This is a genomic window from Shouchella rhizosphaerae, from assembly GCF_900142675.1.
GTDB lineage: Bacteria > Bacillota > Bacilli > Bacillales > Bacillaceae_D > Shouchella > Shouchella rhizosphaerae.
Genome location: NZ_FRBS01000004.1, coordinates 231,052 through 249,645, shown reverse-complemented (window position 1 = coordinate 249,645; position 18,594 = coordinate 231,052). Strand labels below are relative to the sequence as shown.

Here is an 18,594-nt window from a genome sequence, read left to right as displayed (position 1 = left end):
TTTCACGCCACCCAATCGTGACTTGCAGGGCCCCCTCTTTTTCTCATTTATATGTATAATAGAATAAAGGAGCGTGAACGGGCATGAACCGTTTTCGAAACATTGTGCTTGTCGCTATATCGACAAGTGTGGCAGTCACACTTGCTAGTTGCGGACAAGACACAGCGAGTATACAGGGAGCAGACTCACCGTCTAATTCCGATCAACAGTCTCATCTTGATGATGAAGCAACTTGGGCAAAAGGGCATGGCGAATTGCCGTCTAAAATCGGCGATGGTTTAACCGATACGCTTGCTGTAGATGCTACTTTTACCGATTTATTTGACATTAAAGAGGAGGTTTGGCAGCAAACGGAATATGATTTGCCAACTGGCGTTTGGTTTTCACAAGAAGAAAATAGCCCAATAAGAGGATATGGCCTTACTACAGGAACCCAACAAGCTGGCAGCAAACTTGAAATTATCTTTTTTGGCCATACAATGGACGGAGAACCGGTAGAGCGTGATGTCCGCATTCAGTTGACGGAACGGGATGGAATTGCGAAAAGCGCCTTAATTGATGAAGACATCATTTATGTAGACAAGGTAAAGTCGAGCGGAACCGAAATCTATGAGAACACGCTGCCTGAAAAAGAGAATGCAGCCTATTTATTGAGCGTTGAAATGTTAAATGCTGATGGCGAAGTAGAAGATACCAAACTGTCTTATATCTATGTCCCGATTCCTGAAGCGAATGCGACACTGGCATTTACCGAAAGCGTTTATCAAGCTAGTGATTCACCGGCAACGCTTGTTTTGCATAATGAAGGCCCTGTCCCATTATCTTTAGGTGTCGATTATACGATTGAAAAACAAGTCGGCCAAGAGTGGCGAACGGTGCCGCTCGAAATGGCTTTTATTGAAATTGGCGTCGAATTGCCAATCGGTGGGGAGCACCGTGACGACATTGAGATTGGGGGACTTAGCTCAGGCAAGTACAGAGCGGTAAAAGAAGTATGGGCACACGGGATCGATGCTAGTTTCACGCTTGCCGCACAGTTTGAGATAAAATAAAGCACGGCAAGACATAAGATTCAGGGGTGAACACAATGAAACGGTTTTTTGAATACAATTGGCAAGTTCGTCAAGAGTGGTATGAGTGGTGTGAACAACTTAGCGACAAAGAGCTGCTTGCTGAGCGGACAGGAGGGGTGGGCAGCATTTTAAGAACGTTGTTCCATATTGTCGATGTGGAATGGAGTTGGATTCGCGACTTGCAAGGAAAGCCCAACCCAGAGGAAGACTTTGATTCCTTTAAAAGTTTAGCGAAAGTGCGCGCGCTTGACCAAGCATACCATGTGGAAGTAAAGGCGTTTGTAGACCGCTGGGATGAGAAAATGGAAGAAAACCGTTATGTTGAAAAGGGGGAAAATGGCAAGGTGTACGATGACACGTGGGGCATCGTCATGCGCCATATCATTGCCCATGAAATCCATCATATTGGACAATTGTCTGTTTGGGCGAGAGAGATTGGCAAGGAACCAATTTCAGCAAATGTCATTGGCCGGAAGTTGGCCGCAAGTCAAGCGGAGTGAGTCGGAATAAGGGCATAGGTATGAAAGACTTATGTTCACATATGCCCATTTAACTGGAGCCTTTTCATACAGACCTATCCGTCATACCGCCTAAGTTGCTTGCGTTGCAGCAATTTGGTATCATTAATCATATTGTCAACAAGTCCGTTTTGGAGGTGTCAAAATGTCAAGAATTTCGAAAGAACAAGTGAAACATGTAGCCCATTTGGCCCGGCTTGCCATTACGGAAGAAGAGGCTGAAACATTCCGCAACCAACTTGAAGACATCATTACTGCTGCAGAACAACTGAATGAAGTCGATACAGAAGGCGTCGTGCCTACGACACATGTGTTGCAAATGCATAATGTCCTACGTGAAGATAAACCGGAAAAAGGGCTCGAAGTAAAAGAAGTGCTGAAAAATGCACCGGACCATGAAGATGGCCAAATCCGGGTTCCGTCGGTATTTTAAGATTGAAGCATAGACAGGAGGACAAGCATGTCATTATTTGATCATTCGTTAACAAAACTGCATGAGTTGCTTGCTGCAAAAGAAATCAACGTCTCTGACCTTGTCGATGTCTCTTACAAACGCATCGCTGACGTTGATTCAAAAGTAAAGGCGTTTTTAACGCTTGACGAAGAACGGGCGCGCGACCTCGCCAAGAAGCTTGACGAAGTAGACGCGAGTGAAAAAGGCGTGTTGTTTGGCATGCCGATTGGCATTAAAGACAATATTGTCACGAAAGGCTTGCGGACAACGTGCTCAAGCAAAATTTTAGAAAACTTCGATCCCATTTATGACGCAACGGTTGTAACGAAGCTTCGTGGAGCAGAAACGGTCACAATAGGAAAAATCAACATGGACGAGTTTGCAATGGGCTCTTCGAATGAAAACTCGGCATTTCAAGTAACGACAAACCCGTGGAACACCGACTATGTGCCAGGCGGTTCAAGTGGTGGTTCTGCTGCAGCAGTAGCAGCAGGGGAAGTCCCGTTTGCGTTAGGATCTGATACAGGCGGCTCGATTCGCCAACCAGCTGCTTATTGCGGCGTTGTCGGCTTAAAACCTACATATGGACGGGTGTCCCGTTATGGCCTTGTTGCTTTTGCCTCTTCCCTTGATCAAATTGGGCCGATTACGCGTACGGTCGAGGATAATGCCTATTTGCTTGAGGCGATTGCTGGCCACTGCCCAGCTGATTCGACATCTGCTGACTTGCCGGTTCCGCCATACAGAGAGTCACTTACAGGCGAAATAAAAGGGCTTCGCATTGGCGTGCCGTCTGAGTATATTGGCGATGGCGTATCAGAAGAAATGCGCAAAGCCGTGTTCGATGCGCTGAACGTGTTGGAAAAAGAAGGCGCCGTTTGGGAAGAAGTTTCCCTGCCATACTCGAAATACGCGCTAGCAGCTTATTATGTCATTGCGTCTTCCGAAGCGTCTGCTAACTTAGCCCGCTTTGATGGCGTTCGTTATGGCTACCGCACTGACAATGCCGACAACTTGCTTGATATGTACAAGAATACACGGGCTGAAGGTTTCGGTGATGAAGTGAAACGGCGGATCATGCTCGGGACGTTTGCCCTTAGCTCAGGTTATTATGACGCCTACTATAAAAAAGCCCAGCAAGTCCGCACATTGATTAAAAAAGACTTTGATGATGTCTTTACTAATTATGACGTAATTATTGGCCCAACAACGCCGACACCAGCGTTTAAAATTGGCGCCAAAACCGATGACCCATTAACGATGTACGCCAATGATATTTTAACGATACCAGTCAACCTTGCTGGTGTGCCAGCGCTTTCGCTTCCGTGCGGTTTCAAAGACGGCTTGCCGCTCGGCTTGCAAATCATTGGCAAGCACTTTGACGAAGCAACGATTTACCGTGTTGCCGATGTCTATGAAAAAGCAACAAACTTCTCTAAAGAGAAACCTTCATTGTAAAGGGGGGACTTGGAAATGAATTTTGAAACGATTATTGGACTTGAAGTGCACGTGGAACTGAAGACAGACTCAAAAATCTTTTCGTCTAGCCCCAACCATTTTGGTGCTGAACCGAATACAAACACAAGTGTCATTGATCTTGGCTATCCTGGCGTATTGCCAGTATTAAACAAGCGTGCGGTTGATTTTGCGATGAAAGCAGCGATGGCCCTCAATTGCCAAATTGCGACTGACACGAAATTTGACCGCAAAAATTACTTTTATCCAGATAATCCAAAGGCGTATCAAATTTCGCAATTTGACAAGCCAATTGGCGAACATGGCTGGATTGAAATTGAAGTCGGCGGCAAGAAGAAGCGCATTGGCATTACGCGCCTTCATTTAGAAGAAGATGCCGGTAAGCTGACACATGGCACAGACGGGCATTCGCTAGTCGATTATAACCGCCAAGGCACGCCGCTAGTGGAAATTGTCTCTGAGCCGGATATCCGTACGCCTGAAGAGGCCTATGCGTATTTAGAAAAACTAAAAGCGATTATTCAATATACAGGCGTATCCGACTGTAAAATGGAAGAAGGCTCTTTACGGTGCGATGCCAATATTTCATTGCGCCCAATCGGTCAAGAAGCATTCGGCACAAAAACAGAGCTGAAAAACTTGAACTCGTTTAACTTTGTCCGCAAAGGGCTAGAGTACGAAGAAAAACGCCAAGAACAAGTGCTTCTTTCAGGCGGTGTGATCGAACAAGAAACGCGCCGTTATGATGAAGCTGGCAATAAAACGATTTTAATGCGTGTCAAAGAAGGCTCGGACGACTATCGCTATTTCCCTGAACCGGATCTTGTGAATCTCTACATAGATGACAATTGGAAAGAGCGCGTCCGGTCGGAAATTCCTGAACTTCCAGATGCCCGCAAAGATCGCTATGTAAGCGAACTCGGCTTGCCTGCTTATGATGCTCATGTGCTTACGCTCACAAAAGAAATGTCCGATTTCTTTGAGGAAACGATTCGCGAAGGCGCTGACGCCAAACTTGCTTCCAACTGGCTGATGGGTGAAGTGCTTGCCTACTTGAATGCTGAGCAAAAAGAGCTGCAAGAATCAGCCCTTACGCCAGCAGGTCTTGCCGGCATGATTAAGCTGATTACATCGGGAACCATTTCTTCAAAAATCGCTAAAAAAGTGTTTAAAGAGTTGATCGAAAATGGCGGCGACCCTGAACAAATTGTAAAAGACAAAGGGCTCGTGCAAATTTCCGATGAAGGCGAATTACGCAAAATCGTTGCCGAAGTGCTTGATGCCAATGCACAATCGATTGAAGACTACAAAAATGGAAAAGATCGTGCTCTTGGCTTCCTTGTCGGCCAAATGATGAAAGCGACAAAAGGAAAAGCCAATCCGCAATTGGTTAACAAACTCTTGCTTGAAGAAATGGACAAGCGCTAAGGAACATGCAAGAGAACAGCTGAACAAAAGCCGTTCTCTTGCTTTTTTATGGACTCAGCGTTTACTAGCGCAAGAAACGGGAAAAGATAAAAAGTGTTGCTTGCCGTTATTTTTCACAAAATTGAGTAGATCTTACGCCCATTCTCGCTATTGTTTTTAGTACAATAGAAGAATGACATGATTGCAAAAAAGTAAAGTAGGGATTGTTATGAAACGGGCACGATTGATTTATAATCCAAGTTCCGGCCGTGAGCAACTAAGAAAGAATTTAGCTTACATATTAGAACGTCTAGAAAAGGCAGGTTACGAAACGTCAGCACACGCGACGACTCCAGAGGAAGGATGTGCGATACGGGCTGCCCGCCAAGCAGGAGAACGGGGCTTTGATCTCGTCATTGCTGCAGGTGGAGATGGGACGATTTTTGAAGTCGTTAACGGACTAGCGGGGCTGGAGAAACGCCCAATGCTCGGCATTATCCCAGCAGGGACGACCAATGATTTCGCCCGGGCGCTCGGCATTTCCCGAGATATTGAAAAAGCATGCGACGTTTTGTGTGAAGGCCACTTTGAGCCGATTGACATTGGCCGCATGAACCAGAAGTATTTTACCAATATCGCTGCCGCAGGCACGTTAACCGAGTTGACATATGAAGTTCCGGCAAAGCTAAAGACAATCGTTGGCCAGCTCGCTTATTACATTAAAGGGCTGGAAAAATTGCCACAAGTCAAGCCGACTTTTGTCCATGTCGAATATGATGGCAAACAGTTTGAAGACGAAATCATGATGTTTTTGATCGCCAATACAAACTCCGTCGGCGGTTTTGAAAAATTATGCCCAGCCGCTTCCATTCAAGATGGGTTGTTTGATTTTATCATTGTCAAAAAGACATCGTTTCCTGAGTTTGTCCATTTGGCATCGCTTGCACTCCGGGGCGAGCATATTAACCACCCCAAATTAATGTACGTAAAAGCGAAGCGCATTAAAGTATCGGTCATGAGAGACGATGAAATGAAGCTGAACCTCGACGGCGAACGAGGCGGCGTCTTGCCGGCCGAATTTGAAAATTTGTACCACCATTTCCAGATGCTTATGCCAAAAGACCGCAAACGAAACTAGTGAAAACGCAGCTTCTTTCTTTTAGAAGCTGCGTTTTTGTATCCTTTTTTTAAGGAGGCTCCCTCGCGGAAAAACAAATTAACTTGTTTTTTCGAGAATGTTCCCTGTTTTTTCATTGAAAATGATTATCAATATCATTTATTATAAATGTAAGGAACGGGAAAGGAGAGAGATTCCATGCGCGTGTTGATTGTATTTGCCAGCATGTCTGGGAACACCGAAGATATGGCTGAGCTGATCAAATCAGAACTAGCAACAGACGGCGTTGAAGTCGACATGGAGGAAATGGACGGTTATAACGCTTCGGAACTATTGAATTACGACGGAGCTTTGATCGGTAGTTATACATGGGGAGACGGCGACTTGCCTTATGAAGCCGAAGATTTTGCCGAAGAGTTAGCTGAACTAGATTTAACAGGCGTCATTGCCGCTGTTTTCGGTTCAGGGGACCGCGTTTACCCTGCTTTTTGTGAAGCCGTTCATACATTTGAATCGATTTTGCGAAATGGTGGCGCCACCGTCACCGCCAAAGGGCTTGAAATGGAATTTGATCCGAATACAGATGAAGAACGAGCAGCATGTCGTTCATTTGCAAACACATTTCTCACCGCACTCAAGCAACGCCAAATGGTTTAGCGCTTTGTCCCTAGCAAACTTCATGGTACAATGGGGCGAGGAAAAGGAATGTTTGCAAAGGACGTATTTTAATGATGAAAAAACAAGCACCCCCTGTACAAAAAAACGAAACGCTCACCGTTACAATAGAAGATTTGACCCATGAAGGAGCAGGCGTAGCGAAAGTAAACGGCTACGCCCTCTTTATCCCTCAGGCACTACCTGGCGAAACAGTCGACATTAAAGTGGTGAAAACAAAAGCGGGCTATGGCTATGGACGCTTGCTACAAGTCCAAACAAAAAGCGAGCATCGCGTTGAGCCGCCGTGCCCGATCTTCTATAAATGTGGAGGTTGCCAAATCCAACATATGGATTACAACGCCCAACTGGCTTATAAGCAAAAACAAGTAAAAGATGTTATGGGCCGAGTTGCCAAGCTCCCCGACGTACCTGTCCCCCCTGTCATCGGCATGGACGATCCATGGCGCTACCGCAACAAATCGCAAGTGCCAGTCGCTTTCCAAAAAGGCGATCTCGTTGCCGGTTTTTATGCGAAACGGAGCCACTCCATCGTTGATATGGATCAATGCATCATCCAACATAAAGAAAACGACATTGTCGTGCAGACAGTCAAACAGCTTGCCAAAGAGCTGCGCATTCCTGCCTACCAGGAACAAAGCCATCAAGGCGTGTTGCGCCATATTGTTGCCCGTTACGGAAAAACGACTGGGCAAGTCATGGTAGTACTCGTCACAAAAGAGAAGAAGCTGCCTCACAAAGAAGCGTTCATTTCCGGCATTCGAAAGCATGTGCCAGGCGTCGTCTCCATCGTCCAAAACATTAACAACAAACGGACAAATGTCATTTTCGGCCAGCAAACAGACGTGCTCTGGGGCGAGCACTATTTGTATGATGAAATAAACAGTATTCGCTTTGCGATTTCAGCCCGGTCTTTTTACCAAGTCAACCCTGAACAGACGAACCGCCTGTATAGCAAAGCGCTTGAATACGCTGACTTAACAGGAAACGAAACCGTTATTGATGCGTACTGCGGCATTGGCACGATTTCGCTGTTTTTAGCCAAAAAAGCGCGCCATGTTTACGGAGTCGAAATTGTCCCCGAAGCAATTAAAGACGCCAAGCGCAACGCCAAACTCAACCAGATCACCAATGCCACATTTGCCGTCGGCGAAGCGGAAGAAGTCATTCCTCACTGGCATGACCAAGGCATCGACGCCGACGTCATTGTCGTCGACCCACCGCGAAAAGGCTGCGACGAAGCATTGCTGCGGACAATGATTGAAATGAAGCCAAAACGCATTGTGTATGTATCCTGCAACCCAGGGACATTGGCCCGTGATTTGCGCATTCTCGAAGATGGCGGCTACAAGACGGAAGAAGTGACGCCTGTTGATATGTTTCCGCAGACGACACACGTAGAAGCTGTAGCGAGATTGGTTATAAATTCGTAACAAGAAATTAAGGATGAAGAGAAAAAGTGGAGGGAGAAATAAATGAAAAGAATCGTTATTAGCTTCTTCATCATTTTTGTGTTGGCTGCATGTTCGCAAGAAGAAACTATCGATGCTACTGAGGATGACACACCTAGCACAGGCGACGTAGAAATACCGAGTACGATTTTCACTTCTGAAAAAAACAATGACTTCATTGACGAAGAAGAAATCAAGCAAAGCATAAAAACGTATTTAGACAGCAGCGAAGATTTATATCATGCAAGCGGTCCATTCGAGGAGATAATTGATGCAGGTGAACAATTAACCAAACGTGATTTGGCTGCATTTAACGAAATCAATGAGCTCATAAAAGAAAACGATGAGAATTTCTCTAATTATATTTTAAATAATACGTTGCCTGAAGGGTATCAAGAAGAGGCTGAAAGAATTAGTCAGTACATGACAGCGTCCAATCAATACCTTTATGAATTAAATGATGCGCTCAATCATCTAATTGACGACATTAGTGAAGGAAATTTTTCGGAAATCGATTTTGAATCATTAATCGATCAAAGTGATGTAGTGAATGGAAAAGAACAGAAAAAAATAGAAGAATTCCTTGATGAGAAAAACATTCATACAAACGCTTTTGGACGAGAAGAATAAGAAATAAAAACGATAATCTATGGAACCGCATAATATTCAAAAAGCGCCCCTTTATCTTAAAGGGGGACCGCTCCAGCCTGGCGACAATACTCGGTTTTTGCCGAGATGGTCGACGGGCTTTTTTGTACAGTAAAAGAGGCACAGTGTAAGGGAAAGGAATATGCATAATATCAATACAACTAGACAATCATTGAATATAGGTAGGGTTTTGTTAGTCGGTAGGTGATCGATAGTTAGGCTCGTATACTTATGTGAAATTCGTTTCCTAAAAATACAAGGAGAACTTTTGCAGCAATTGTTTTTAGGAAATTCACGGGAGGGGACAGGCGCGAAGAGTATCGCCAAGGCTCCTGGCCCCGCCAACTGACATCCCAGGTAGCACGCTCACTTTACGTGTGCGGATACGCAATGGCCGATTCTCTACAGACCTTTTCGTTCGTTACTAACAGGTGCCTTTGAAGAAAAAGCATTCGACTACTTGGAGCCTCGAGGTTGCGTTTACATACAAATTTGGGCTTGATTGGATGGGAGGCCCTACGAAAGAAAGCACCTCTTTTGGTTGATACATTGATCATACTAGGGGGTGCTTCGGCATGATAAGCGGTGTTTGATAGAGGCTTACAATAAAGAAAGGACTCGTATCCGGCGCAATTGAGTACAACGTTTTTAAAAATGGGCAACAAAGATTGGGTTTGAATCAAATTGTATCGCTTTCAAAGGCGGTCTATAATGAAAACAAGAAATGGGGGACGTAAAGTGCTAGATGAAAGATCCTACACATTGCTAAAAACAATTACCCAGCACAGACAAGTAACCAAACCAGAAGTTTTAAGAATGATGCAAGTATCGGAACGACAATTTGGTTATGATTTTGACAAACTGAATTATGCGTTAAAAAACTTGCATCTGCCTCCAATTCAATTGAAAAACAATACGTTTATTTTGGAGGAAAACTTAATCCAAGCGGTTGAATCTGGGGAATTATATGAAATTAATCCAGCCTTAGTCACCATTTCCAAGGAAGATCGGGTTTATCTACTTTACCTTTATACGTTCATTCGCAAGGAGCCTATTTCTAATTTTCACTATCAGACATTTTTAGGGGTAAGCAAGAACACGGCGCTTGAAGATGTAAAAAGAACGAGAGAGATTTGTGAAGAATGGAATTTGAGCATGATCTATTCCAGAAAAGATGGATATTATTTAATCGGTGATGAATTTGATAAAAGACGCTTGGCCTTATACGCGGTGAATATATTGTTAGATTCACCTTTTGGAAATGAACTAATCCATTTGCCGCTTAATGATTGGGGCTATGACGATTTTATTGAAGAAACGGAGAGCGTTTTTGCCGAGGTCGTCAAAAAACATTCCATCATGTTAGTCAAAAGCAGGAAAAATGAGATTCTTCCATTTCTGACTTACCTGCGAGCAAGAAAAAAATACGCGAACTTAAATTTTCCGGAATATCAAGAGCATATTATCGAAAGGCAAAATGCCTTTCTAGCGGGAAAGGAAATGGCCGAAACTTTCTTTGGTAAAGAAGCTGTTAGCGAGCAGTATTTTGTCAGCCTTATGCTGTTAATATCAATGCAAGAATCAAAATATGAAAACGCTTTATTGGAACAGTTGGCAGAACGAATTATCGAAGAATTTGAACGGGTGACATTGCTTCCGCTAGAGAATAGAGAAACATTGAAAAAAAGTCTTTATGATCATCTCGTTCCTGCATTCTTTAGAATTTCCTTTAAAATTCCTTTAGTCAATCCATTAATAAACAGGATAAAGGAAGAGTATCCGGAACTTTTTGAGTTTGTGAAAATCGCTCTTGCACCGCTATCGATGTGGACTGGGCAAGTGATCAGCGAAGAGGAAATTGGCTATTTCACATTGCACTTTGGCGGTTATCTTGAAAAAGATAAAAGAAACCATTCCACTGTCAATGGGTTAATCGTTTGTTCCAATGGCGTTAGTTCTTCATTGATGCTAAAAGCGCAGTTAAAGGAAATGTTTCCTAATATTCATTTCCTAAATGTTCATAGTATTGATCAGATGACAGAGATTCCTAAGTCCAGTTATGATCTTATCTTTTCAACAGTGAGGGTTCCATCTACGAAACCGGTTTATTTAGTAAAACCGTTGCTCTCACAGGTCGAAAAAAATTATTTGATTCAAGAAATTGCGAAAGAATTCCCAAGTTTGAATTACCGGAATATCTCTGTCGATCAAATTATTGAAGTCATCAGGAAATATGCAGATATTCGAGATGAAGAAAGATTATTTTCAGAACTTGTTCATGTACTTTATTTTGAGGGTTTTAAGAAAGGGAGATATTCGCCAATGCTTTCAGAATTATTGACAAAGGATATGATTAGCTTCACAGATGAAAGGTTGGACTGGAAAGAAGCTATCCGCTTAGCCGCGAAGCCATTGTCAGACACTGGTAAAATTGAAGACAGTTATGTGGATGCCATGATTAACAATGTTGAAGAATTAGGGGCCTATATCCATATCGGAAAAGGGATTGCCATTCCCCATGCAAGACCACAAGCCGGGGTCAACCAAGTCGGAATGTCGTTCTTAAGAACCAAAACGCCGGTGCTCCTTTTAGATCAAGAACAACATAAAATTGATATTTTTATCTGTATAGCCGCAGTTGACAATGAAACCCATTTAAAAGCATTGTCACAACTAACAAAAATACTGGCTGACAATGATAAGCTCAAAGAATTGAAACAAGCAAAAACGGTTGAAGAAATAGTAAATATTAACAATGAAGGAGAGAGTAAATGATGAAAATTTTAACAGTTTGTGGGTCGGGTTTAGGTACAAGCTTTATGGTTGAAATGAATATTAAACAAATTTTAGAAGAGTTAGGCGTAACGGAAGTGGAAGTAAACCATTCTGACCTAAGTTCAGCAACTCCTGGTGATGCGGATGTATTCTTCCTTGCAAAGGATATTGCAGAAGGCGGTTCCCATTTAGGGAATGTCGTTGTTTTGGAAAGCATCATTGACATGGAAGAATTGAGGGACAAAGTGAAACAAGTATTACAAGAAAATGGATTGCTCTAAAAATTTCATATGAGCTGATTGGGAGGTTTATCCTATGCAAACATTAATAGACATTCTTAGTGTGCCTGCCATCGTGGTTGCTTTAATCTCACTCGTTGGATTGTTGCTGCAAAAGAAAGGAACGGCAGATGTTGTGAAAGGGACAACAAAAACCTTTATCGGATTCCTCGTTCTTTCTGCAGGAGCAGGTGTTTTACAAACAGCATTGATTCCTTTTGGAACATTGTTTGAAAAAGCGTTTAACGTATCAGGTGTTGTGCCAAACAATGAAGCCATTGTAGGCCTCGCGCTTTCAGAATACGGTACAACAACAGCGCTTATCATGTTCTTTGGTATGATTGTCAATATCATTCTAGCAAGGTTTACGAAATATAAATATATTTTTTTAACTGGCCACCACACGTTATACATGGCCTGTATGCTTGCAATTATCATGGCGGTTGCAGGGTTTGACTCAGTCGGATTAATTGCTGCTGGTTCTGTAGCATTAGGTATTATCATGACATTGTCCCCGGCAATTGTGCAACCATTTGTCCGGAAATTAACCGGAAACGATCAGGTTGCTCTTGGCCATTTTAGTGCGGTAGGCTACGCAGTTAGTGGTTTAGTTGGAAAAGCTGTCGGAGGCAAAAATCCTACTTCAACGGAAAAAATCCATTTTCCGAAAGGTTTAGGGTTCTTGCGGGACAGTACTGTAAGTATCGCGTTAACAATGGCTGTTATGTATGTCATTGTGGCTTTGTTCGCTGGACAACCCTTTATCGAAACAGAATTAAGTGACGGAACAAACTTCATTGTCTATGCTCTTACTCAAGCCGGTAACTTTGCGGCAGGCGTCTTTGTCATCTTGGCTGGTGTCCGTCTAATTCTTGCAGAAATTGTTCCTGCTTTTAAAGGTATTTCCACAAAGCTTGTACCAAATGCAAAACCGGCGTTGGATGTGCCAATCATTTATACCTATGCGCCAAATGCTGTATTAATTGGTTTCTTCTCAAGCTTTGTCGGCGGGATTGTAAGTATGGTTGTTATGACCTTTACAGGTGGAATCATTATCTTGCCTGGTGTTGTTCCACACTTTTTCACTGGTGCGGCAGCTGGGGTATTAGGGAATGCAACCGGTGGTGTTAAAGGGGCGGTTGTTGGTTCCTTTGTAAATGGTGTCATTATTTCATTCTTGCCTGTATTCTTAATGCCGGTACTAGGAGATCTTGGCTTTGCAAGCACAACCTTCTCTGACACAGACTTTGGCGTATCTGGTATCTTCTTCGGAACGTTGGCTAACTACTTTGGCTCCATTGCAATCGTGATCGGCCTAGTCATAATTGTTGCTCTAATGCTGGTTCCATTTGGTAAAAAAGCTTCTTCAACAGAAAATGAAGCAAAATAAAACCTAAATTTTGGACCAAAAATGGGTAGGAGGAGATAAAGCAAATGCAACGGCGGCAGAGGCCTTTCTATTATTAAAAACCAAGTTATCCCTATCAGATTTTCAAAAAGAAAAACATGGAGGTAAAAAATGACTAAAACAATTAATGTATCTCAACTCTCAATTAATACAATTCGGACCTTAACCCTCGATGCCGTTGAAAAAGCACAGCATGGACATCCGGGTATGCCGATGGGGGCAGCCCCGATGGCTTATAGCTTATGGAAACATTTTTTAAACGTGAACCCTGAAAATCCAAACTGGTTTAATCGTGACCGTTTTGTCCTTTCAGCAGGGCATGGTTCTACTTTAATATATTCTTTGCTGCATTTGACAGGATTTGACGTTACGATAGAAGATTTGAAAAACTTCCGACGTCTTGGGAGCAAAACTCCAGGCCACCCGGAATATGGGGTCACTCCAGGGGTTGAAGCAACCACGGGCCCCCTCGGCCAAGGAATTCCCGCCAGTGTTGGCTTAGCAATGGCTGAGAGACATTTGGCAGCCTCCTATAATCGGGAAGGATTTCCCGTTGTGGATCACTATACGTATACCATTTGCGGTGATGGAGATTTAATGGAAGGTGTATCCTATGAAGCAGCATCTCTCGCCGGACACTTAAAACTTGGACGTTTAATCGTTTTATATGATTCCAATGATATTTGCCTTGATGGCGGACTTGAACTGGCTTTCTCTGAAAATATTCAACAACGTTTTGAATCTATGAATTGGCAATACATGAAGGTTGAAGATGGAAATGATGTAGATGCGATTGCAAAGGCTATTGAAGAAGCAAAAGCCGATGAAACCCGTCCAACAATTATTGAAATTAAAACGGTGATCGGTTATGGGTCTTCCTTGCAAGGAACCAATAATGCCCACAGTGACCCAATGGGGAAAGAGGAAGTTGCTAAAACGAAGAAGTTTTACAATTGGAATTATGAAGAAGCGTTTTATGTTCCTGAAGAAGTTTATGCTGATTACGCAACGATTCGCGAACGCGGAAAACAAAAAGAACAAGAATGGAATCAATTGTTCAGTCAATATGAAGCGCACTATCCGGAACTTGCGAAGGAATTAAAGCGAATCATGGAAGGCCAACTTCCTGAAAACTGGGATCAACATCTCTCCTCTTATGAAGAAGGAAGTTCATTGGCTACTCGTGTAGCAGGAAGTGAAGTCTTGAACGCGTTTGTCAAACGTATACCTGAATTTGTTGGTGGCTCTGCCGACTTAGATTCATCTACAAAAACAAGATTGAAAGAGGAGATCGATTTCGGTAATGATAGCTATGGGGGACGGAATATCCGTTTTGGTGTTAGAGAATTTGCGATGGGCGCCATTGCAAACGGTTTGGCACTGCATTCCCTTCGTCCCTTTGTAAGTACCTTCTTCGTATTCTCCGATTATTTGCGCCCTGCTATTCGATTGGCTGCTTTAATGGGACTCCCGGTAACTTATGTGTTTACACATGATTCCGTTGCCGTTGGACAAGACGGACCTACCCATGAACCGGTTGAACAGTTAGCTTCTTTTCGAGCAATGCCTGGTTTAACAGTAATTCGTCCTGCGGATGCGAATGAAACAAAAGCTGCATGGAAAGTAGCTGTTGAGCAAACAGACCGTCCAACAATGCTTGTGTTAGGAAGACAAAATGTCCCTACATTAAAGGATTCCGATACCTTGGCGGAAGAAGGTGTAAGACGCGGTGCTTATGTGATTTCCAAAGCAGAAGGGGCACCTGTAGGGATTTTGGTTGCTGCTGGTTCTGAAGTGTCCTTGGCGATCAATGCCCAAAAGGAATTGGCCAAAGAAGGCATTTATGTAAATGTAGTCAGCATGCCATCCTGGGATTTATTTGAAAAACAATCGCAAAAGTATAAAGAAGGCGTATTGCCAAGCAATCTTCAAACCCGCCTAACAATTGAAATGGGTTCGAAACTAGGATGGAGAGAATATGCAAGTACCAATGGTGCCGTTATGAGCATTGATTCCTTTGGCGAATCCGGCCCTGGTGAGGAAGTAATTGCAAAATTTGGCTTTACCGTCGAAAATGTAGTTGACAACTTTAAACAGCTACTAGCAAACGTTCGATGATTCCGATTTGATTCATAAGTAAGAAAAAGGTAACCTCGATAACGCGGTTACCTTTTTCTTTTTGAGAGAAGCGAGAAATTTGTGTTGACAGTCTATCATCATTACAGACCATCCTTTTGATTCTAAAGCAAGTATGTGGAACCTATGCAAAAAGGCAATCGAACGAGCATCGTTGAAATAGGTGTTACGGAGCGCTTTCGCAGCTCTTGGGCCTTGTTCAATTAAAGCATCTGCCCGCCAGATACTTCGAGGCGAGTCCCATTCACCCAGCCGAACTCCTCTGTGCACAAGGAAGCGATAACCCCACCGATATCATCGGCTTCTCCAACCCTACCTAGCGCTGTATTAGAGGCAACATGTTCATTCATCTGCGGATTGTCCCTTACCGCTCCTCCGCCAAAATCGGTCGCGATCGCTCCAGGGGCAACCACGTTGACGCGAATGCCTCGCTTTCCCCATTCTTTAGCCATATACTTGGTTAAGACCTCGATCGCGCCTTTCATTGCTGCATAAGCGCCAAACCCTTCAATGACAAAACGGGTCAGCCCCGTTGAAATATTGACAACTCTCCCATTGTCTACGATGTAAGGGAACAGTTTTTGTGACAGGAAAAAAACGCCCTTGAACTGCACGTTCATGATGTTGTCGAATTGTGCTTCCGTCGTTTCCGCAACGGAAGCGTGAATGCCGTAGCCCGCATTGTTGACCAAAATGTCGATCTGATCCCGATTCCATCTTTCGTGCAGAACTGCGGACATCCGGGAAACAAACGCGTCCAATGAGGATACGTTGCCAGTATCTAACTGGATCGCTGCCGCTTTTCGACCACTGTTTTCTATTTCTTGAACAACTTTGTCCGCCTCGTCCTTGCGAGTATGATACGTGATAATCACGTCAATCCCTTTACGGGAAAGGGCGATAGCGGCATTTCGGCCAAGCCCTCGGCTGCCTCCCGTTACGAGTGCAATCTTTTGCGTTGAAATCATAGTCTCATTCTCCTTCTGATTGTTATGAGACCACTTGATCTGTCGTTAGCAGTGGTCTATAGTGAGTGTAGTACTTCGAGTTAACTCTAAGTCAAGAGGTGAAATAAAAAAATTGAATTACTCCATTAACGAGGTCGCGAGCAAGTTTGGCCTGTCCGCTCACACCCTGCGCTTCTATGACAAAGAAGGTTTAATGCCTTTTATCGGAAGGGATAAATCCGGCAACCGGGTATTCACGGACACGGATCTCAATTGGGTCGCTATGGTATGCTGCTTAAAGGATACGGGAATGAAGATCAAAGACATCAAGCAGTACGCGGATTGGTGCACGGAGGGCTTGCAGACGATCGAAGAACGAAAAACAATGCTCGCCGACCATCGTCAACAAGTCGTAAAGCAGATGGAAGCACTGAAGAAAAATCTGGCGCTTATTGATTCGAAAATCGCCGTTTACGAAAATCCAGAGGAGGCCGAAAAAAAGTACGGCTTGCTCGAAAAACAAGAATGAGCCACACTATGTCCTTGATAGGAAGGTGTGCATGCTTCTCTCGTAATCGTTTACTGGACTGTGAACCGGCAGGCGGTAGCAGGATGAGGCGTCGAAAACAGAAGTAGAAGGCAAGCTTCATCAAAAGAAAAGAGGGAGCACGAGTCTACGACTCTATGCCCCTAACGCTTTTCTTTTATCTTTTATAGGGGTAATGGTGCTGAAGTATATGGCTACCACACTAATAAGAACGATGGCTATTCCTGCGATGATGAAGGATGCATCGAATAATAAAATAAACCCTAATCCAACGACAGAAGTAATTGTCGATAGGATCGTCCATGTTGAAAATGTTTCTTTCATGCTTAACCCAAAGTATTCTTTGATCATCCAAAATCCAGCATCATTCACATGGGAGCAAATCGAGCTGCCTGCTCCAGTTGCAAGAGTGACCAAGGCTAAATTGACATCGTATTGGGCTAGCATTGGCACAACCAATCCCGCTGTAGATATAGCGGCAACGGTGGCTGAACCTAAAGATATACGCAAGATTGCCGCAACGAGCCAAGCAAATAAAAGAGGGGACATGGACGTTTCTTTAAATAGTTCGGCTACATAATCTCCGACACCGCCATCAATGAGCACTTGCTTAAAGGCGCCTCCACCTCCAATAATTAAAAGCATCATTCCAATCGCTGCAATTGATGATGCACATGAATCCATCACTTGTTTGATTGGGATCTTTCTTGCTATCCCCATTGTATAAAATGCAAGCAATAAAGATAGTAACATGGCAGACGAAGGGTTTCCGACAAGGCGAATGATTTCTATGATCGTATTATCCTCAAACCCTACTGAGTTCTGGACGAGATCGACGATTGTAGAAATAGCCATTAATAAAACAGGGAACATCGCAGTTAAGACACTAATACCAAATCCAGGCGTTTGTTCGAGTTTGAATGTTTTTTGTTCTCCTAACGAGTCTATATTGCCTGTTTTGTTGAATGCATCCGGTGCAATTTTTTTAGCAACCTTAGTAAAGAGAGGGCCAGCGATAATGACAGTTGGTATGGCAATCATAATTCCATAGAGTAAAACCACTCCAAGATCTGCCCCATATTCGCCAGCTATTACGGTTGGTCCTGGATGCGGCGGTAAGAAACTATGAGTTGCTAATAAAGCGGCCGCCATAGGAATGCCTAAGTATAAAATAGAAATCCTTAGTTCTTTTGCAATCGAAAATACAATCGGGATTAATAATACTAAGCCGACCTCAAAAAATAGGGCAATGCCGACAATGAACGAAGCAACAACAACAGCCCACTGAATTCTCTTTTGTCCAAATTTGTTAATTAACGTCATGGCGATACGCTGGGCACCCCCTGCGTCCGCAATTAACCTGCCAAGCATAGCACCGAGCCCAAATATTAACGCGATATGGCCAAGTGTACCTCCTAATCCCCCTTCAATGGAGGACACTACATTTTCTAAAGGCATGCCTAGTGCCAACGCTACGATAAAAGCGACAATAATTAATGAAACAAATGTATTTAACTTGAATCCAGTAATCAAAATGAGTAACAAGACAATTCCAGCTGCTACGATAAATAATGGCATCCTAAACCTCCAAAAATGAATAAGTATTCGTGTGCTTTCAACATACTTGGATTGTCTACTATCCGAAAGCGCCGTTCATTGAAAAACGCCCATATTCGGAAAACGC

General features: G+C 43.5%; 16 protein-coding genes. 14 read left to right on the top strand and 2 right to left on the bottom strand.

The genetic code is table 11. From position 1 onward, the window contains the following. Positions 1-83: 83 nt before the first annotated feature. The 13 genes from BUC05_RS12955 to tkt all read left to right on the top strand — a co-directional run bounded on the left by BUC05_RS12955 (position 84) and on the right by tkt (position 15,398). Positions 84-1,052: an immunoglobulin-like domain-containing protein gene (locus BUC05_RS12955; RefSeq protein WP_011245947.1), complete on the top strand. Its 969-nt coding sequence runs from the start codon at positions 84-86 to the stop codon at positions 1,050-1,052. 35 nt (positions 1,053-1,087) lie between these two features. Next, entirely contained in the window at positions 1,088-1,573 is a 486-nt protein-coding gene (locus BUC05_RS12950; protein ID WP_011245948.1) for a DinB family protein, read from the top strand. A gap of 163 nt (positions 1,574-1,736) precedes the next feature. Further along, a complete protein-coding gene (gene gatC, locus BUC05_RS12945; RefSeq protein ID WP_011245949.1) occupies positions 1,737-2,024 on the top strand; it encodes an Asp-tRNA(Asn)/Glu-tRNA(Gln) amidotransferase subunit GatC in 288 nt (95 codons plus the stop codon). Positions 2,025-2,051: 27 nt separating this feature from the next. Continuing rightward, on the top strand, positions 2,052-3,503 hold the full coding sequence (gatA, locus tag BUC05_RS12940) for an Asp-tRNA(Asn)/Glu-tRNA(Gln) amidotransferase subunit GatA (RefSeq protein ID WP_011245950.1): 1,452 nt from the start codon (positions 2,052-2,054) through the stop codon (positions 3,501-3,503). A 15-nt stretch (positions 3,504-3,518) separates the two neighbouring features. Beyond that, on the top strand, positions 3,519-4,949 hold the full coding sequence (gene gatB / locus BUC05_RS12935) for an Asp-tRNA(Asn)/Glu-tRNA(Gln) amidotransferase subunit GatB (protein WP_011245951.1): 1,431 nt from the start codon (positions 3,519-3,521) through the stop codon (positions 4,947-4,949). Between the two features lie 208 nt (positions 4,950-5,157). Continuing rightward, positions 5,158-6,066: a diacylglycerol kinase gene (locus tag BUC05_RS12930; RefSeq protein WP_011245952.1), complete on the top strand. Its 909-nt coding sequence runs from the start codon at positions 5,158-5,160 to the stop codon at positions 6,064-6,066. Positions 6,067-6,243: 177 nt separating this feature from the next. Continuing rightward, positions 6,244-6,702 carry a flavodoxin gene (locus tag BUC05_RS12925; protein WP_011245953.1) on the top strand — a complete coding sequence of 153 codons (459 nt, stop codon included), beginning with the start codon at positions 6,244-6,246 and terminating at the stop codon, positions 6,700-6,702. A gap of 74 nt (positions 6,703-6,776) precedes the next feature. Continuing rightward, on the top strand, positions 6,777-8,153 hold the full coding sequence (gene rlmD, locus BUC05_RS12920; RefSeq protein ID WP_073305154.1) for a 23S rRNA (uracil(1939)-C(5))-methyltransferase RlmD: 1,377 nt from the start codon (positions 6,777-6,779) through the stop codon (positions 8,151-8,153). 42 nt (positions 8,154-8,195) lie between these two features. Then, positions 8,196-8,801, top strand: a complete 606-nt coding sequence (locus BUC05_RS12915; RefSeq protein WP_073304930.1) for an NDxxF motif lipoprotein — start codon at positions 8,196-8,198, stop codon at positions 8,799-8,801. Between the two features lie 729 nt (positions 8,802-9,530). After that, positions 9,531-11,594: a BglG family transcription antiterminator gene (locus tag BUC05_RS12910; protein ID WP_244153306.1), complete on the top strand. Its 2,064-nt coding sequence runs from the start codon at positions 9,531-9,533 to the stop codon at positions 11,592-11,594. Further along, on the top strand, positions 11,594-11,875 hold the full coding sequence (locus BUC05_RS12905; protein WP_011245957.1) for a PTS sugar transporter subunit IIB: 282 nt from the start codon (positions 11,594-11,596) through the stop codon (positions 11,873-11,875). The genes BUC05_RS12910 and BUC05_RS12905 overlap by 1 nt, the downstream gene beginning before the upstream one ends. Before the next feature lie 34 nt (positions 11,876-11,909). Continuing rightward, positions 11,910-13,262: a PTS ascorbate transporter subunit IIC gene (locus BUC05_RS12900; protein ID WP_011245958.1), complete on the top strand. Its 1,353-nt coding sequence runs from the start codon at positions 11,910-11,912 to the stop codon at positions 13,260-13,262. 129 nt (positions 13,263-13,391) lie between these two features. After that, positions 13,392-15,398, top strand: coding sequence for a transketolase (gene tkt / locus BUC05_RS12895; RefSeq protein ID WP_073304928.1), 2,007 nt, complete (start codon positions 13,392-13,394; stop codon positions 15,396-15,398). A 221-nt stretch (positions 15,399-15,619) separates the two neighbouring features. On the opposite strand, the gene BUC05_RS12890 is transcribed toward tkt, so the two are convergent. Further along, positions 15,620-16,384, bottom strand: a complete 765-nt coding sequence (locus BUC05_RS12890; RefSeq protein WP_073304926.1) for an SDR family NAD(P)-dependent oxidoreductase — start codon at positions 16,382-16,384, stop codon at positions 15,620-15,622. A gap of 112 nt (positions 16,385-16,496) precedes the next feature. On the opposite strand from BUC05_RS12890, the gene BUC05_RS12885 reads away from it, so the two are divergent. Continuing rightward, positions 16,497-16,892 carry a MerR family transcriptional regulator gene (locus tag BUC05_RS12885; RefSeq protein WP_035202064.1) on the top strand — a complete coding sequence of 132 codons (396 nt, stop codon included), beginning with the start codon at positions 16,497-16,499 and terminating at the stop codon, positions 16,890-16,892. 153 nt (positions 16,893-17,045) lie between these two features. Here BUC05_RS12885 and BUC05_RS12880 read toward each other — a convergent pair whose 3' ends face one another. Next, positions 17,046-18,488 carry a GntP family permease gene (locus tag BUC05_RS12880; protein WP_073304923.1) on the bottom strand — a complete coding sequence of 481 codons (1,443 nt, stop codon included), beginning with the start codon at positions 18,486-18,488 and terminating at the stop codon, positions 17,046-17,048. Positions 18,489-18,594 lie beyond the last annotated feature (106 nt).